The 14,996-nt window shown below is 68.7% G+C and carries 14 protein-coding genes; 7 read left to right on the top strand and 7 right to left on the bottom strand.

From position 1 onward, the window contains the following. Nucleotides 1–16 precede the first annotated feature (16 nt). Nucleotides 17–433 carry an NtrZ family periplasmic regulatory protein gene (locus tag BM066_RS20540; RefSeq protein WP_089930120.1) on the bottom strand — a complete coding sequence of 139 codons (417 nt, stop codon included), beginning with the start codon at nucleotides 431–433 and terminating at the stop codon, nucleotides 17–19. Between the two features lie 274 nt (nucleotides 434–707). Here BM066_RS20540 and BM066_RS20535 point away from each other — a divergent pair, with 274 nt between their 5' ends. The 5 genes from BM066_RS20535 to BM066_RS20515 all read left to right on the top strand — a co-directional run bounded on the left by BM066_RS20535 (nucleotide 708) and on the right by BM066_RS20515 (nucleotide 6,358). Beyond that, nucleotides 708–1,235, top strand: a complete 528-nt coding sequence (locus BM066_RS20535) for a DUF3576 domain-containing protein (protein ID WP_089930119.1) — start codon at nucleotides 708–710, stop codon at nucleotides 1,233–1,235. 151 nt (nucleotides 1,236–1,386) lie between these two features. Further along, entirely contained in the window at nucleotides 1,387–3,972 is a 2,586-nt protein-coding gene (leuS, locus tag BM066_RS20530; RefSeq protein ID WP_089930118.1) for a leucine--tRNA ligase, read from the top strand. Nucleotides 3,973–3,975: 3 nt separating this feature from the next. Next, the gene (gene lptE / locus BM066_RS20525) at nucleotides 3,976–4,488 is read left to right on the top strand and encodes an LPS assembly lipoprotein LptE (protein WP_089930117.1); all 513 of its coding nucleotides are present in this window, start codon (nucleotides 3,976–3,978) and stop codon (nucleotides 4,486–4,488) included. Nucleotides 4,489–4,499: 11 nt separating this feature from the next. After that, nucleotides 4,500–5,552: a DNA polymerase III subunit delta gene (gene holA / locus BM066_RS20520; RefSeq protein WP_089930116.1), complete on the top strand. Its 1,053-nt coding sequence runs from the start codon at nucleotides 4,500–4,502 to the stop codon at nucleotides 5,550–5,552. 68 nt (nucleotides 5,553–5,620) lie between these two features. After that, the gene (locus BM066_RS20515; RefSeq protein ID WP_089930115.1) at nucleotides 5,621–6,358 is read left to right on the top strand and encodes a DUF5710 domain-containing protein; all 738 of its coding nucleotides are present in this window, start codon (nucleotides 5,621–5,623) and stop codon (nucleotides 6,356–6,358) included. Nucleotides 6,359–6,616: 258 nt separating this feature from the next. On the opposite strand, the gene BM066_RS20510 is transcribed toward BM066_RS20515, so the two are convergent. The 6 genes from BM066_RS20510 to BM066_RS20485 all read right to left on the bottom strand — a co-directional run bounded on the left by BM066_RS20510 (nucleotide 6,617) and on the right by BM066_RS20485 (nucleotide 12,688). Continuing rightward, the gene (locus BM066_RS20510; RefSeq protein ID WP_089930154.1) at nucleotides 6,617–7,510 is read right to left on the bottom strand and encodes a ParB/RepB/Spo0J family partition protein; all 894 of its coding nucleotides are present in this window, start codon (nucleotides 7,508–7,510) and stop codon (nucleotides 6,617–6,619) included. Between the two features lie 86 nt (nucleotides 7,511–7,596). After that, complete coding sequence (locus BM066_RS20505) at nucleotides 7,597–8,409, bottom strand: ParA family protein (protein ID WP_089930114.1); 813 nt, start codon at nucleotides 8,407–8,409, stop codon at nucleotides 7,597–7,599. Next, nucleotides 8,393–9,070 carry a 16S rRNA (guanine(527)-N(7))-methyltransferase RsmG gene (gene rsmG, locus BM066_RS20500; protein WP_089930153.1) on the bottom strand — a complete coding sequence of 226 codons (678 nt, stop codon included), beginning with the start codon at nucleotides 9,068–9,070 and terminating at the stop codon, nucleotides 8,393–8,395. Before rsmG ends, BM066_RS20505 begins: the two co-directional genes overlap by 17 nt. Next, nucleotides 9,070–10,926: a tRNA uridine-5-carboxymethylaminomethyl(34) synthesis enzyme MnmG gene (gene mnmG, locus BM066_RS20495; protein WP_089930113.1), complete on the bottom strand. Its 1,857-nt coding sequence runs from the start codon at nucleotides 10,924–10,926 to the stop codon at nucleotides 9,070–9,072. Before mnmG ends, rsmG begins: the two co-directional genes overlap by 1 nt. 164 nt (nucleotides 10,927–11,090) lie before the next feature. After that, on the bottom strand, nucleotides 11,091–12,434 hold the full coding sequence (gene mnmE / locus BM066_RS20490; RefSeq protein ID WP_089930112.1) for a tRNA uridine-5-carboxymethylaminomethyl(34) synthesis GTPase MnmE: 1,344 nt from the start codon (nucleotides 12,432–12,434) through the stop codon (nucleotides 11,091–11,093). Continuing rightward, the gene (locus BM066_RS20485) at nucleotides 12,431–12,688 is read right to left on the bottom strand and encodes a DUF6489 family protein (RefSeq protein ID WP_056436862.1); all 258 of its coding nucleotides are present in this window, start codon (nucleotides 12,686–12,688) and stop codon (nucleotides 12,431–12,433) included. Before BM066_RS20485 ends, mnmE begins: the two co-directional genes overlap by 4 nt. A gap of 128 nt (nucleotides 12,689–12,816) precedes the next feature. Between BM066_RS20485 and BM066_RS20480 the strand changes: the two genes are divergently transcribed. Both BM066_RS20480 and BM066_RS20475 read left to right on the top strand, forming a co-directional pair. Then, complete coding sequence (locus tag BM066_RS20480; RefSeq protein ID WP_089930111.1) at nucleotides 12,817–13,512, top strand: dienelactone hydrolase family protein; 696 nt, start codon at nucleotides 12,817–12,819, stop codon at nucleotides 13,510–13,512. Nucleotides 13,513–13,517: 5 nt separating this feature from the next. After that, complete coding sequence (locus BM066_RS20475) at nucleotides 13,518–14,483, top strand: quinone oxidoreductase family protein (protein ID WP_089930110.1); 966 nt, start codon at nucleotides 13,518–13,520, stop codon at nucleotides 14,481–14,483. Nucleotides 14,484–14,996 lie beyond the last annotated feature (513 nt).

Below are 14,996 nucleotides of genomic sequence, written 5' to 3'. Positions count from 1 at the left end.
TCGGGCGTCTAGCCGACTAGAACTTGAACGCGGTTTCCAGCTTCACCCGGGGCGCGGGCTCCTGGATCTCGTTCTTGCGGGCGGCCAGGGCCGGGTTCTGGTCGCCCAGGGCCACGGCGCCGCCGACACGGATCGACGGGGTGACGCTGTAATAGGCGCCGGCCTGGACGTCCCGCGCCTCCATCTCGCGGCCCACGGGCTGGTCGAGATCGAGCTTGAGGCCCCACTTGCCCTTCTTGTCGTCCCACTTCAGGGACTTCTTCGGGCCCTGCTGCGGGTTGAACGGCGCGATCGGGGCCGGATTGCTGAAGTCGTTCTTGACGGCGAAGTCGGGCGTGGTCGGGCGCGGCTTGCTCTGGGCATGGACTCCCGAAGCCGATCCCAGAAGGATCAGCGTGGCGGCCCCTGCCATGAAATACCGTGCGGCGAACATGTTACTCGAACCCAATCCCCAACCCGCGCCTTGATAGAGTCAAACCCTATATAGGAGCGGGCTCCCTGAATATCGATTAAAGGCCCTGGTACTACGGGGTCAACCACGGTTGGATTACGCAAGACGTCGCAGGAGTCGATTCAAGCGGCGCCTGTGGCGGTCCTGCCACGCGATTCCTGTTTTGACGCAGCGCGACCATGCTATAGACCGGCTTCCGGCTGCGGGGGCGCGCCAGAGATGCGCGCCAGAGATGCGCGAACGCGTCGGCGAGACATTGGAGCGAGGTACTATGGCGTTTGAGCGTGGGTCGGTGTTGCGCGGCGTCGCCGCTGGCGTTCTGGCGCTGACTGTTCTGACTGGTGTGTCGGCCTGCGGCGGCAACAAGGGCGGCGGCCAGTTCACCACCCAGGACAACGAACCGGGTTTCAACCCGTTCAAGGGCCGCGGCGGCGGCAAGTCCGCGCCCCAGGCCGGCGCGATCGGCGTCAACGGCTTCCTGTGGCGCGCCAGCCTCGACACCCTGGCCTTCATGCCCCTGGCCTCGGCCGACCCCTACGGCGGCGTGATCGTCACCGACTGGTACACCAATCCGGAAAAGCCGGACGAGCGCTTTAAGGCGACCGTCTACATCCTGGACACCCGCCTGCGCGCCGACGGCCTGAACGTCACGATCTTCAAGCAGGTCAAGGACGCCGGCGGCGGCTGGACCGACACGGCGGCCACCGAGCAGACGGCGACCGACATCGAGAACGCCATCCTGACCCGCGCCCGCCAGCTTCGACTTTCGAACATCAAGAACTAGGGCTTCCCTGGTTCTTCGCGGGAGCCCTTTTGTCCGCGTGACATAAAGGGCTCCCGTCCGCATTTTTAGAACCGCGCCAAGGCCGAAACCGCTTAAGACTTCCGCGGAGCGCGCCCCAGGCGTGCGCCGACGCCCCCAACAGTCTGGTTTCATGGCCCGCTACAATCCCAAAGACACCGAGCCGAAATGGCGCGCCGCCTGGGCGAACGCCAACACCTTCCTGACGCCGATCACCCCTGACGCGCGCCCGAAGTACTATGTGCTCGAGATGTTCCCCTATCCGTCGGGGCGCATTCACATGGGCCACGTGCGCAACTACGCCATGGGCGACGTCGTGGCCCGCTACAAGCGCGCCCAGGGCTTCAACGTGCTGCACCCGATGGGCTGGGACGCCTTCGGCATGCCGGCCGAGAACGCCGCCATGGAGCGCGGCGTCCACCCCAAGGGCTGGACCTACGACAACATCGCCGCCATGCGCGAGCAGCTGAAGGCCCTGGGCCTGTCGGTCGACTGGTCGCGCGAGTTCGCCACCTGCGACCCGGAATACTACGGCAAGCAACAGGCCTGGTTCCTGCGCCTGCTGAAGCGCGGCCTGGTCTATCGCAAGGAGGCCTCGGTCAACTGGGATCCGGTCGACATGACCGTCCTGGCCAACGAGCAGGTGATCGACGGCAAGGGCTGGCGCTCGGGCGCGACCGTCGAGAAGCGCAAGCTGACCCAGTGGTTCCTGCGCATCACCGACTATGCCGACGCCTTGATCGACGGCCTGAAGACCCTGGATCGCTGGCCCGAGAAGGTCCGGATCATGCAGGAGAACTGGATCGGCCGGTCCAAGGGCCTGCGGTTCACGTTCAAGTTCGATGGATCGGCGCCCGCCGGCCATGAGAGCGGCCTGGAGGTCTACACCACCCGCCCCGACACCCTGTTCGGCGCCAGCTTCGTCGGGATCGCCCCCGAGCACCCGCTGGCCGAGCAGCTGGCGGCGGCCGACCCGGCCGTGGCCGCCTTCGTCGCCGAATGCCGCAAGGGCGGCACCTCGGAGGCCGATATCGAGGGCGCCGAGAAGCTGGGCCGCGACACTGGCCTGCGCGTCGTCCATCCGCTGGATCCGACCCAGACCCTGCCGGTGTGGATCGCCAACTTCATCCTGATGGACTACGGCACGGGCGCGATCTTCGCCTGCCCGGCCCACGACCAGCGCGACCTGGACTTCGCCCGCAAGTACGGCCTGCCGGTCAAGCCGGTGGTCTTGCCGCCGGGCGAGGACGCCGCGACCTACCAGGTCGGCAAGGAAGCCTATGTCGGCCCCGGCGCGATCTTCAATTCCCAGTTCCTGGACGGGCTGGATATCGAGGCGGCCAAGACCGAGGCGGTCAGCCGCATCGAGGCCATGGACCAGGGCCAGGGCGCCACCGTCTATCGCCTGCGCGACTGGGGCGTCTCGCGCCAGCGCTACTGGGGCTGTCCGATCCCGGTCATCCACTGCGCGGCCTGCGGCCCCGTCGGCGTGCCCGAAGACCAGTTGCCCGTGGTGCTGCCCGACGACGTCGCCTTCGACAAGCCGGGCAACCCGCTGCTGCGTCATCCGACCTGGCGGCACACCACCTGCCCCAGCTGCGGCGGCAAGGCCGAGCGCGAGACCGACACGCTGGACACCTTCGTCGACAGCAGCTGGTACTTCGCCCGCTTCACCGACCCGACCGCCGCCGAGCCGATCAGCAAGGCCGCCGCCGACCACTGGATGGCGGTCGACCAGTATATCGGCGGCGTCGAGCACGCGGTGCTGCACCTGCTGTACGCCCGCTTCATCACCCGCGCCCTGAAGGACGAGGGCCTGGTCTCGGTGGAGGAGCCGTTCGCCGGCCTGTTCACCCAGGGCATGGTCACCCACGAGGCCTACAAGAACGCCGCCGGCGAGTGGGTCGAGCCCTCGGACGTGGTCGTCGCCGTCGAGAACAACAATCGCTCGGCCACCCACGCCAAGACCGGCGAGCCGATCGTCATCGGCGACATCGAGAAGATGTCGAAGTCCAAGAAGAACGTCGTCGCCCCCGAGGACATCTTCGAGGCCTATGGCGTCGACGCCGCCCGCCTGTTCGTGATGAGCGACAGCCCGCCGGAACGCGACGTGCAGTGGACCAACAGCGGCGTCGAGGGCTCCTGGCGCTTCACCCACCGCGTCTGGAACGAGTTCGAGAGCCAGCCGGCCGGCGACTTCGCCCATGACGACGCCGACGCGGCGGCGGTGGCCCTGCGCAAGGGCGCCCACCGGCTGATCGGCTTCGTGACCGACTCGATCGAGGGCTTCCGTTTCAACAGCGGCGTGGCGCGGCTGTACGAGTTCCTGAACATGCTGAAGGCCGCGCCGGCTGAGAACGCCTCCCAGGGCGTCCTGGCGGCCCGCGCCGAGGCGCTGGAGATCCTAGCCCGCCTGATCTCGCCCTTCACGCCCCACCTGGCCGAGGAAGCCTGGGCCCAACTGGGCAAGGACGGCATGGTGGTCGACGCGCCCTGGCCCAAGGCGGATCCCGCCCTGGCCGCCGACGACGAGCGCGTGCTGCCGATCCAGATCAACGGCAAGCGCCGCGGCGAGATCAAGGTCAAGGCCGGCACGGCCGAAGCCGAGGTCGAGAAAATCGCTCTGGCGGACGCCGCCGTCATGGCCCACCTTGAGGGCCTGACCGTTCGCAAGGTGATCGTGGTGAAAGACCGTATCGTCAACATCGTGGCCGGCTGATCCATGAAGCGCTTTCCGCTCTCCAAGACCCTTCCCGCCGCCGTCCTGGCCGTGGCCGCCCTCGCCCTGTCGGCCTGCGGCTTCACGCCCCTGTACGGCTCGCAGTCGGTCACCAAGGGCCTCAGCACCATCGAGGTGGTCGCGGCCGACGGCCGCGCCGGCTATCTGCTGCGCGAGAAGCTCGACGACGCCTTCGCCCGCGACGTCAACCTGCTGCCGTCCCATCGACTGGTCTACACGATCGAGGAACGCCGCTATGCGCGCGGCGTCCGTGTCGACAACGTCGCCAACCGCTACGAACTGAACCTGACGGCCAAATGGCGGCTTCTGGACGCCAAGACCGGACAGGAAGTGCGGGCGGGCACGACAAGCGCGGCGGTGACCTACGACTCGGCCGACCAGCCCTACGCCTCGATCGCCGCCCAGCAGGACAGCCAGGAACGCGCCGCCAACGAACTGGCCCGCCGAATCCAGCTGGATCTGGCCGCCTGGCTGGCGGGCAAGGCCAAGGCTTAGGGTCCATCGGCATGATCCTGTCGAAGCGACCGGACGTCGAACGCTTCCTGCGGGATCCGGCCGCCGATGTCCGCGCCGTGGTCATCTATGGCCGCGACCGCGGCGTGGTGCGCGACCGCGCCGATCAACTGGCCAAGCGGCTGTTCGAGCGCCCGGACGATCCGTTCGACACCGCCCAGCTGACCGAAAGCGACCTGGACAGCCAGGCCGGCAAGCTCGAGGACGAACTCTCGGCCCTGTCGATGATGGGCGGCCGGCGCCTGGTGCGCCTGCGCCTGACCGGCGAGAAGGGCGGACCCGACAAGCAGGCCGCCGAAGCCCTCACCCGTCACGTCGAGGGCCAGCTGAACCCGGACGCCTTCTTCCTGATCGAGGCCGGCGCCCTGGGCCGCGACTCGACCCTGCGCAAGGTCGCCGAGAAGGCCGCCGGCGCGGCCGTGATCCCCTGCTACGAGGACGAGGCCGGCGACCTGGCCCGCCTGGCCCGCGAGACCCTGGCCAAGGACAAGGTCAGCCTGAACGGCGAGGCCCTGGACCTGTTCGTCTCACGCCTGCCCAAGGAGCGCGGCGTGGCCCGCGCCGAGATCGAGCGGTTGGCCCTCTATCTCGGCCCCGGCAGCGGCGTGGTGGCGACGCCGGCCGACCTGACCGACTTCCTGGGCGTCGAGCCCGAGGCCTCGCTGGGCGACGCGGCCGTCGACGCGTTTGGCGGCCGTGTCGGACCCGCCCAGGCCGGGCTGCGCCGCGCCGCCGCCGAGGGCGAAGGCGGACCGGCCGCCGTGCGGGCCATGGGCTATCATCTGGGCCGCCTGCGCCGGACCTTGACCCTGCACAAGAACGGCGTCGACCTGGCGGCCGCGGCCAAGGCCTCGGGCGTGTTCTGGAAGAGCGAGCGCGAATTCCTGCGCCAGGCCCGGGCCTGGACCCTGGATCAGCTGCTGCTGGTCCAGGCCGAGGTGCTGGCGGCCGACAAGGCCTGCAAGACCTCCGGCTCTCCGGACCAGCTGATCTCCGAGCGCCTGGCCCTGCAGATCGCCGGCAAGGCGCGGCGGCTGGGGCTGTAGCGCGCGGTCAAGCTTTGGAATTCGCGGTCATCGTCTATCTTAAGCGTCGGTGACCCAGGCGAGGCGGCATGGACCTCAAGGTGCCCTATGCGGACAAGGACCAGGCCGAGGCGCTCGGCGCGCGCTGGGAGCCTTCGCGTCGCTGCTGGTATGTTCCGGACGGACTGGATCTCCAGCCCTTCCGGCGCTGGTTTCCGGAGCCCGACTCCGGCGTTCCCGGGCTAAACCTTCGCTCCCTGGAAGCCTATGTGGTCACCGCGCCCCGGCGGTGCTGGCGTTGCGAACAGATCACGATCGTCGCCGGCTTCCTGATGGCGCCGGGCTTCGAGGATTTCAGCGTCTGGGAAGACGACCTCGACGGCCAGGGTCGATGGGGCGGCGGCGAAGGATGGTGCTTCGCGTTCTACATCGACGTCCTGCCCTCTCCGATCGCGGCCCAGGCGATCATGCATGCACCGCGCTATCGACGCGTCTTCAGCAAGACGACCCAGAGTTCCTACTGGGCCAACCATTGCTCGGCCTGCGGCGCCCTGCAGGGCGACTTTCATCTGTTCGAGGACCTGGGCGGGCCCTTTCTTCCGCGCGACAGCCGTGACCTGGCGGATCAACGAGCCTTTCGCGTGAAGGGCGTCTTCGAGGCCGGTGGATCGTTCGGCCCTATCATCGACGTCGCCACCGCGATCCCGGGCGTCCGAGTTGGACCGACGACGAGCTCGCCGCCGGCCACGAAGGGTCGACCGGGCGCGTCGAGAACGCCGAACCCTTCGATCCTGGAACGGGTGCGGCGATGGCTGGGCCAGAGCTAGACCGACCAAGCCGATAAACAGCCCGCTCCAGCGAGTCGCGCGCCTTGTCAAAGACAGCGAGGCCGAATTCCGAGATTTCCTGTGGAAATCGGGTTCGCTCGGGTCGTTCGAATTTGAAGCGAGGAAGACAAATTCCCTTATATTATCAGTGACTTGGTTGGATATTTCGGCTTCGGACGGCGCGCTGTCGAGAACGAAGCGGGCAGGACTACGGCCAGGTCCCGCTTCCCGCGCCACAGAAGACCCTGTTCCGACGCCTCAAGCCCCGCGCGTCAGGCGATTGCAGAGGTCGTCCAATTGCTCGAGCGTCGCATAGCGGATGGTCAGGGCGCCGGCCCCGCCGCGATCGTCGATCTCGACATCCAGGCCGAGCAGCGACGACAGGTCCGCTTCCAGAGACTGGGTGTCGGTGTCCTTCGACTTCGGCGGCCGGCCGCCGTTCGTCTTGGCCCGCACCTCGCCGGCGGCGTTGGGCGTACGACGGGCCAGGGCCTCGGTGTCGCGGACCGACAGGCCCTTGTCGATGACCTCGCGCGCCAGGGCCGCGGGATCGGGCGCCGTGGCGATCGCCCGGGCGTGGCCGGCCGTCATCTCGCCCGAGGTCACATAGCCCTGGACCGTGTCCGGCAGCGCCAGCAGCCGCAGGGTGTTGGCCACGTGGCTGCGGCTCTTGCCCACGGTCTGGGCGATCAGCTCCTGGGTCTGGCCGAACTTCTCGATCAGCACCTTGTAGCTCAGCGCCTCTTCGATCGCGTTCAGGTCGGCGCGCTGGACGTTCTCGATGATGCCGATTTCCAGGACGGCCAGGTCGTCCAGTTCGCGCACCATGATCGGCAGGGTCTTCAGGCCGGCGCGTTGGGCCGCTCGCCAACGGCGCTCGCCGGCGACGATCTGGTATTCGCCCGCGGCGCCCGGCGCCGGGCGCACCAGGATCGGCTGCAGGACGCCCTTCTCGCGGATCGAGTCCGAAAGTTCTACCAGGTCTTCCTCGCGGAAGCTCCGGCGCGGCTGGTCGGGATTGCGGCGGATCAGTTCGATCGGCGCTTCCCGCGAGCCGCCGCTGGCGTCGCCCGGAGCCTGGGCGGGCGCGGAATCGACCTCGCCGAGCAAGGCGGAAAGGCCGCGACCCAACCCACGACGACCTTCAGACATCACCGGCTCTCCCACCACGACCGACTCCTTCACGCGCTCGACACTCAATTTCGACAATGACTTGGATGGTTATCCTCAGACGGCGTTCAAGCCGCCTGAGCCTGACGGCTGCGCTCGCGGCTGATCACCTCGCGCGCCAGCCGCAGATAGGCCTGGCTGCCGGCGCATTTGAGGTCGTAAAGCAGCACGGGCTTGCCGAAGGAGGGCGCTTCCGACACCCGGACGTTGCGGGGTATGACCGCGTCATACACCTTGTCGCCGAAGTGCTCCCGGACATCCCGCGCCACCTGGTCCGACAGACTGTTGCGGCGATCGTACATGGTCAGCACCACGCCCTGGATCTCCAGCTTGGGATTGAGGCTGCCGCGCACCCGTTCGATGGTCCGCATCAGCTGGGTCAGGCCTTCCAGGGCGAAGAACTCGCACTGCAGCGGCACGAACACCGCGTCGGCGGCGGTCATGGCGTTGACGGTCAGCACGTTCAGCGACGGCGGGCAGTCGATCAGCACATAGGTGTAGGGCCCGTTGGCGCGCAGGGGCTCCAGGGCGTCGCGCAGGCGATAGGAACGCCGCGCCTGCTGGCCCAGCTCGATCTCCACGCCCGACAGGTCGGCGTCGGCGGGGATCACGTCCAGGCCCGGCAGCTCGGTCCTGACCGCGGCGTCGACCATCGGCGCCTCGCCCATCAGGACGTCGTACAGGGTGGTGCGGCGCTGCAGGCGGGTGATGCCCAGGCCGGTCGAGCAGTTGCCCTGCGGGTCGGCGTCGATCAGCAGCACGCGTTCGCCGCAGGCCGCCAAGGCGGTGCCCAGATTGATCGCGGTCGTGGTCTTACCCACCCCGCCCTTCTGGTTGGCGATGGCGAGAACGCGCAGCGGTTGGTCAGACTTTACGGACACTCTTCAGCCCCTTCACTTGCACGATCTGGCCTCGCGGGTCGCTCAGGGAGGGCCGCAGGTCGGACTCGAATTTCCAATATGTGGCGGCTTCCGCCAGCTCGGACGCGACATCTTGTCCCTTCAGGAACCAGGCGGTCGCACCGCGCTTCAGGTAGGGCTGGGCATAGCCGAGCAGTCTGACCATCGGCGCGCAGGCGCGGGCGGTCACGACGTCGACCTTCAGGTCCAGGTCCTCGGCGCGGGCGTTGTGGATCTCGACCGGCAGGCCCAGGTCGTCGGCCGCCACGCGCAGGAAACGGCAGCGCTTGGCCATGCTCTCGACCAGGTGGACCTTGGCCCCCGGCGTGTCCTTCAGCAGGATCGCCAGCACCACGCCAGGCAGGCCGGCGCCGGCGCCCAGGTCGGCCCAGACCTTGGCCTCGGGGGCGAGCTTGAGAAGCTGGGCGCTGTCCCAGGCATGGCGGTTCCAATAGGTGGCGATCGTCGCCGGACCCACCAAGTTCATCACTTCGTTCCACTCGGCCAACAGGGCCTGGAACCGCGTCAGGTCGGCCAGTTGCGCCTCGGAGCAGCCGGTTAGCCGCTGGAAGGCCGCGGCGTCGACCGGGTCGAGCTCCTCGATGACCAGGGGCGCGGCGCCCACGGACTTCAGCGCGGACATCAGGCGGCCTTCGAGCGGCGGACGTGGGCCAGCAGCGCCGTCAGGGCGCCGGGCGTCACGCCTTCGATCCGGGCCGCCTGGCCCAGGGTCAGCGGCTTCACCCGCGCCAGCTTCTCGCGCACCTCGTTCGACAGGCTGCCGACCAGGCCGTAATCCAAGTCGGCCGGCAGGCGCAGGTCCTCTTCCTTGCGGAAGGCTTCGGCGTCGTTGCGCTGGCGGTCGAGATAGCCGGCATAGGCCGCCTCGATCTCGATCTGCTCGCGGGCCATGGCGCTCCACATGGAGATCTCCGGCCATACCGCGGTCAGGCCGTCGAGGGTGACCTCCGGCAGGGCCAGCATGGCCAGGACGTCGCGGCGCTGGCCGTCGTGATTGACCTTGAAGCCGGCGCGATTGGCCTCGGCCGGCGTCAGGGTGACCGAACGGGCGAAGGCGCGGACGGCCGCCAGTTCGGCCTTCTTGGCCGCCCAGGCCTCGGCGCGGACGGCGCCCACGACGCCGAGCGCCAGGCCCTTGTCGGTCAGGCGCTGGTCGGCGTTGTCGGCCCGCAGGATCAGGCGGAACTCGGCCCGGCTGGTGAACATCCGATAGGGCTCGGTGACGCCCCGGGTGACCAGGTCGTCGATCATCACGCCGATATAGGCCTCGTCGCGGGCGAAGACGGCGGGCGCCCTGCCCTGCGCCGCCAGCGCCGCGTTGAGCCCAGCCATCAGGCCCTGGGCGCCGGCCTCCTCATAGCCCGTCGTGCCGTTGATCTGGCCCGCCAGGTAGAGCCCGGGCAGACGCTTGGTCTCCAGCGTCGGGTAGAGCTCGCGCGGGTCGACATAGTCATACTCGATCGCATAGCCGTACCGGATGACCTCGACATTCTCGAGACCGGGCATGGTGCGCAGGAACAGAAGCTGGGTCTCGGCCGAGACCGAGGTCGAGACGCCGTTCGGATAGACGGTGTGGTCGTCCAGGCCCTCGGGCTCCAGGAACACCTGGTGGCTGGTCTTGTCGGCGAAGCGAACGACCTTGTCCTCGATCGACGGGCAGTAGCGCGGGCCGATCCCCGTGGCGCGACCGCCATAGACCGCCGACTCGCCCAGGCGCTCGGCGATGATCTTGTGGGTTTCGGCGGTCGTGTAGGTGATGCCGCATTGGATCTGCGGCACGTCCACGTGAGACGTCAGGAACGAGAACGGCTCGGGCTGCTCGTCGGCGGCCTGCATCTCCAGGCGATCCCAGGCGATGGTCCGGCCGTCGAGACGCGCGGGGGTGCCGGTCTTCAGGCGGCCCATGTCGAATCCCAGGGCGTAGAGCCGGTCCGACAGGCCGATCGACGGCGCGTCGCCGACCCGGCCGGCCGGAAGGCGGGTCTCGCCCTGGTGGATGACGCCCTTCAGAAAGGTGCCGGTGGTCAGGACCACACGTGAAGCGCGGTAGTGGCCGCCCTCCCCGTCGATCACCCCGGCGACGACGCCGTCCTCGACGATCAGGTCTTCGGCCGCGGCGGCGATCACGTCGAGGTTCGGATAGGCGAACAGCTCGGCCTGCATGGCTTCGCGATAGAGCCTGCGATCGATCTGCGAGCGCGGGCCGCGCACGGCGGGGCCCTTGGAGCGGTTGAGCAGGCGGTACTGGATGCCGGCCTTGTCGCCGATCCGGCCCATCAGGCCGTCCAGGGCGTCGATCTCACGGACCAGATGGCCCTTGCCCAGACCGCCGATCGCCGGGTTGCACGACATCTCGCCGACGGTCTCGCGCTTGTGGGTCAGCAACAGAGTGCGCGCGCCGGCGCGGGCCGACGCGGCGGCAGCCTCGCAGCCGGCGTGACCGCCGCCGATGACAATGACATCCCAGGTGTTGGACAAGACGCGCCTCAATGCGAACGCCCCCGTCGCGGCGGGGGCGTGGTCAACCTTATACGTGGAACTCCCCGGATCGGCGAGTCGGTCGCGGGTGTTTCACGTGAAACAGCTCCGAGACATCTGTGATCAGCCTGTGGATGATTCAAGCCGATGTTTCACGTGAAACATCACTTCCCGATGCAGAAGCTTGAAAACACACGGTCCAGCACGTCCTCGGGATCGATGCGTCCGGTGATTCGCGACAGGGCCCGGGCCGCCAGCCGGACATCCTCGGCGGCCAGTTCGACCTCCAACCCCACATCCGAAAGCGCGCGCTGGAGGTAGGTCCGGGCCTCGGTCAGGCTTTCGGCGTGGCGAATCCGGGTGGCCGCCGGGAATTCAGCGCCGGACAGGGCGTCGACCACGTGCGACGTCAGGGCCGTCCTCGCCTGCTCCGCGCCGCCCGGCTTGCGGGCCGCCAACTCGATGATCTTGAGGTCCTGAGCGACCAGGATCTCCCGAAGCTCCTCCAACCGGTAGGCGTCGACGAGGTCGATCTTGTTGATCACCGCCCAGTCGCCGGACCGGAGGGCGGAAAGCTCGTTGTTCTGTTTCACGTGGAACATCGCCGCGTCGATCACCCAGAGGCGCAAGTCGGCTTCCGCCGCCCATGCCCGGGCGCGGCGCACGCCTTCGGCCTCGATGGCGTCCTCGGTGTCGCGCAGGCCGGCGGTGTCTGCGAGCAAGGCCTTGTAGCCGCCGAGGGTCATCGGCACTTCGATGATGTCCCGCGTCGTGCCCGGCGTGGACGTCACGATCGCAGCGTCGCGCTCGGCCAGGGCGTTGAGCAGCGTGCTCTTGCCGGCGTTGGGCGCGCCGACCAGGGCGATCCGGAAGCCGTCCCGCACCCGCCGTCCGCGCGAAGCGTCGACCAGGGCGGCGGCGATCTCGGCCTCCAGGGCCTCCAGTCCAGGCCGCGCCCGCGCCGCGACGTCCTCCGGCAGTTCCTCGTCCGGGAAATCGACCGCCGCCTCCAGCATGGCCAGAGCCTGAACCAGCAATTCGCGCCAGGCGTCATAGCGCTGGCTCAGCGCGCCGCCCAGCTGGCCGAGGGCCTGACGGCGCTGGGCTTCGGTCTCGGCGTCGATCAGGTCAGCCACCCCCTCGGCCTGGGTCAGGTCCAGCTTGCCGTTCTCGAAGGCGCGGCGCGTGAACTCGCCCGGCTCGGCCAGGCGCAAGCCTTCCGCCGCCAGCGCCTCGAGCAGCACCTCGACCACCGCCCGGCCGCCATGCACGTGAAACTCCGCGGCGTCCTCGCCCGTATAGCTGGCCGGTCCCTGGAACCACAGCACCAGGGCGTCGTCCAGGGCGACCCCGTTCCGGGTCAGTTGGCGCAGGGCCGCGTGGCGCGGCTTGGGCAGATCGCCGGTCAGGGCGCGCACGGCGTCGGCCGATCGCGGTCCGGAAATCCGAACCACGGCGACAGCCGCCCTGCCCGCGCCCGTGGCCGGCGCGTAGATCGTGTCGTTCATTCGGACTTGCCGCCCATGCCGCCGACCGCCGCCCCGGCGGCGGCCGTCATCAGCTTGCGGAACTGGTCCTGGGCCCCGGCCCCGAACGCCATCCAGTTCTTCATCAGCTCCTCGGGCGCCAGCATGGCCATGTTGGAGGTCATCCGCTCCTGCATCTCCTTGACCAGGTGGTCGTTCAGGGCGCTCACATCCGGCAGGCCCAGGAAGGCGCGGGCCTCCACCGGCGTGCAGTCAATCTCAATGGTCATCTTCATGATCTGGGGTTCCCTGCCGCGGAGGCACGATATTGTTATGCCCTGACCGCATCGGCGCACGTTAGAGCGCTTCGGTCGAAAGTCCCATCGACGCCCCAAAGATCCCCGCCAGCGACACGGAGAGCCCCATGTCCGAGACCCTCACGATCACCACCCCCGACGGCGCCTTCGCCGCCTATGTGGCGCGCCCGGCGGCGACGCCCGCGCCGGCCGTCGTCGTCATCCAGGAGATCTTTGGCGTCAACAAGGTGATGCGCGACATCTGCGACGGCCTGGCCGCCCAGGGCTTCATCGCCGTCTGTCCCGACCTCTTTTGGCGGATCGAACCGGGCATCGACATCACCGATCAGAGCGAGGCCGAATGGAAGAAGGCGTTCGAACTCTACAACGCCTTCGATGTTGACGCCGGCGTCGCGGACATCGCCGCGACCATCGCCGCCGTCCGCGCCCTGCCCGGCGTCAACGACAAGGTCGGCGCGGTCGGCTATTGCCTGGGCGGCCTGCTGGCCTTCCTGACGGCCGCCCGCACCGACGCCGACGCCAGCGTCTCCTACTACGGCGTCGGGATCGAGAAGCACGTCGCCGAGGCCGAGAAGCTGGCCCGGCCACTGCTGATGCATGTCGCCGAGGAGGACCAGTTCGTCCCCAAGGAGGCCCAGAAGGTGATCCTCGACGCGCTGAAGGATCACCCGCAGATCGAGATCCACACCTACCCCGGCCGCGACCACGCCTTCGCCCGGGTGGGCGGCGCGCACTACGACGCGGCCGACGCCGGTAAGGCCAACGCCCGCAGTCTGGCCTTCTTCAAGTCCAACCTGGGCTGACCGTCATGCTGGCCATACAAGCCGCCCGCGCCGGCGGCCCCGAGGTGCTCGAGGCCGTCGACCTGCCCGTTCCCACGCCGGGCCCCGGCCAGATCCTAGTCCGTCATCACGCCGTCGGCCTGAACTTCATCGACACCTATCACCGCAGCGGCCTCTATCCGATGAAGATGCCGGCGGTGCTGGGCCTGGAGGCCGCGGGCGTCGTCGAGGCGCTGGGCGAAGGCGTCACCCGATTCAAGGCCGGCGATCGGGTCGCCTATAACGGCACGCTGGGCGCCTATGCCGAAGCCGCCGTGGTCCCGGCCGACCGCGCCGTGAAGGTCCCGGACGGCGTCAGCCTGGAGACCGCCGCGGCCGTCCTGCTCAAGGGGATGACCGCCGAGTTCCTGGTCCGGCGCTGCCACAAGGTCGAACCCGGCACGAGCGTGCTGATCCATGCGGCGGCCGGCGGCGTCGGGTCGATCCTGGTGCAGTGGGCCAAGGTCCTGGGCGCGACCGTGATCGCCACCGTCGGCTCGCAGGCCAAGGCCGCCCTCGCCCGCGAGCACGGCGCCGATCATGTGATCCTCTATGGCGAGGAGGATGTCGCGGCCCGGGTGACGGAGATCACCGGCGGCCAGGGCGTGACCGTGGTCTATGACGGGGTCGGCAAGGACACCTTCGAGGCCAGCCTCAGGAGCCTGGGCCGACGGGGCGTGCTGGTGACCTTCGGCAACGCCTCGGGCCCGGCCCCGCCGATCGCGCCGCTGGAGCTGGGAACCAAGTCGCTGTTCCTGACCCGGCCACGCCTGTTCGACTACATCGCCACGACCGCCGAACTGGACGACAGCGCCGCGGCGCTGTTCGCGGTGCTGGAGTCCGGGGCGGTGAAGATCGAGGTCGGACAGACCTTCCCGCTGGCCGAGGCCCGGTTGGCGCACGAAGCGCTGGAAGGGCGACGCACGACGGGGGCGACGCTGCTAATTCCGTAAGCCCGCCCAGGTCCTGGAAGGGAAAGGGGTGACGCCGTTTCCGGTTCACGCCGAACGTCCCAAAGCCCCGTTATCCTCGGAACAAGTCCGAGGATGACGGGCGTGAGGGGGGATCGAACGCGCTGTATCCCCGCCGGTCCCGCCAAGAACCCCAACCCTTCCAACGCCCTGCAGAAAAAGCAGCGTCACAAGTCCTCGGACTTCAAACCCGGCGCACAATCATACCCGTCCCCATCGCGGGGGAGGGCTCTTGGTACCGGCCCAAGCAGGCGATGGGGATCGAACCGAGCGGGGCCTGGCTGGCCTGGCGGGCGGATCGTCGCGGGAAGCGGGTCTCAGAAGGATCCAAGGCCCGGGACGGACGGACGCGAGACAGCCGGGGTCGACGGGGCCGGAACGTTCAAACCGGCCTGTTCCAGGATCAGTCGGAGTCGCCGACGGCCCCTTCCGGGCGACTTTGATCCTGCCCGCCCGAGGGGGAACGTCGACCGGGATGAAACAGGCCCTCAGTCG

Source organism: Caulobacter sp. UNC279MFTsu5.1, assembly GCF_900114015.1.
Taxonomy (GTDB): domain Bacteria; phylum Pseudomonadota; class Alphaproteobacteria; order Caulobacterales; family Caulobacteraceae; genus Caulobacter.
This window is presented reverse-complemented; position numbering and strand designations above follow the sequence as displayed.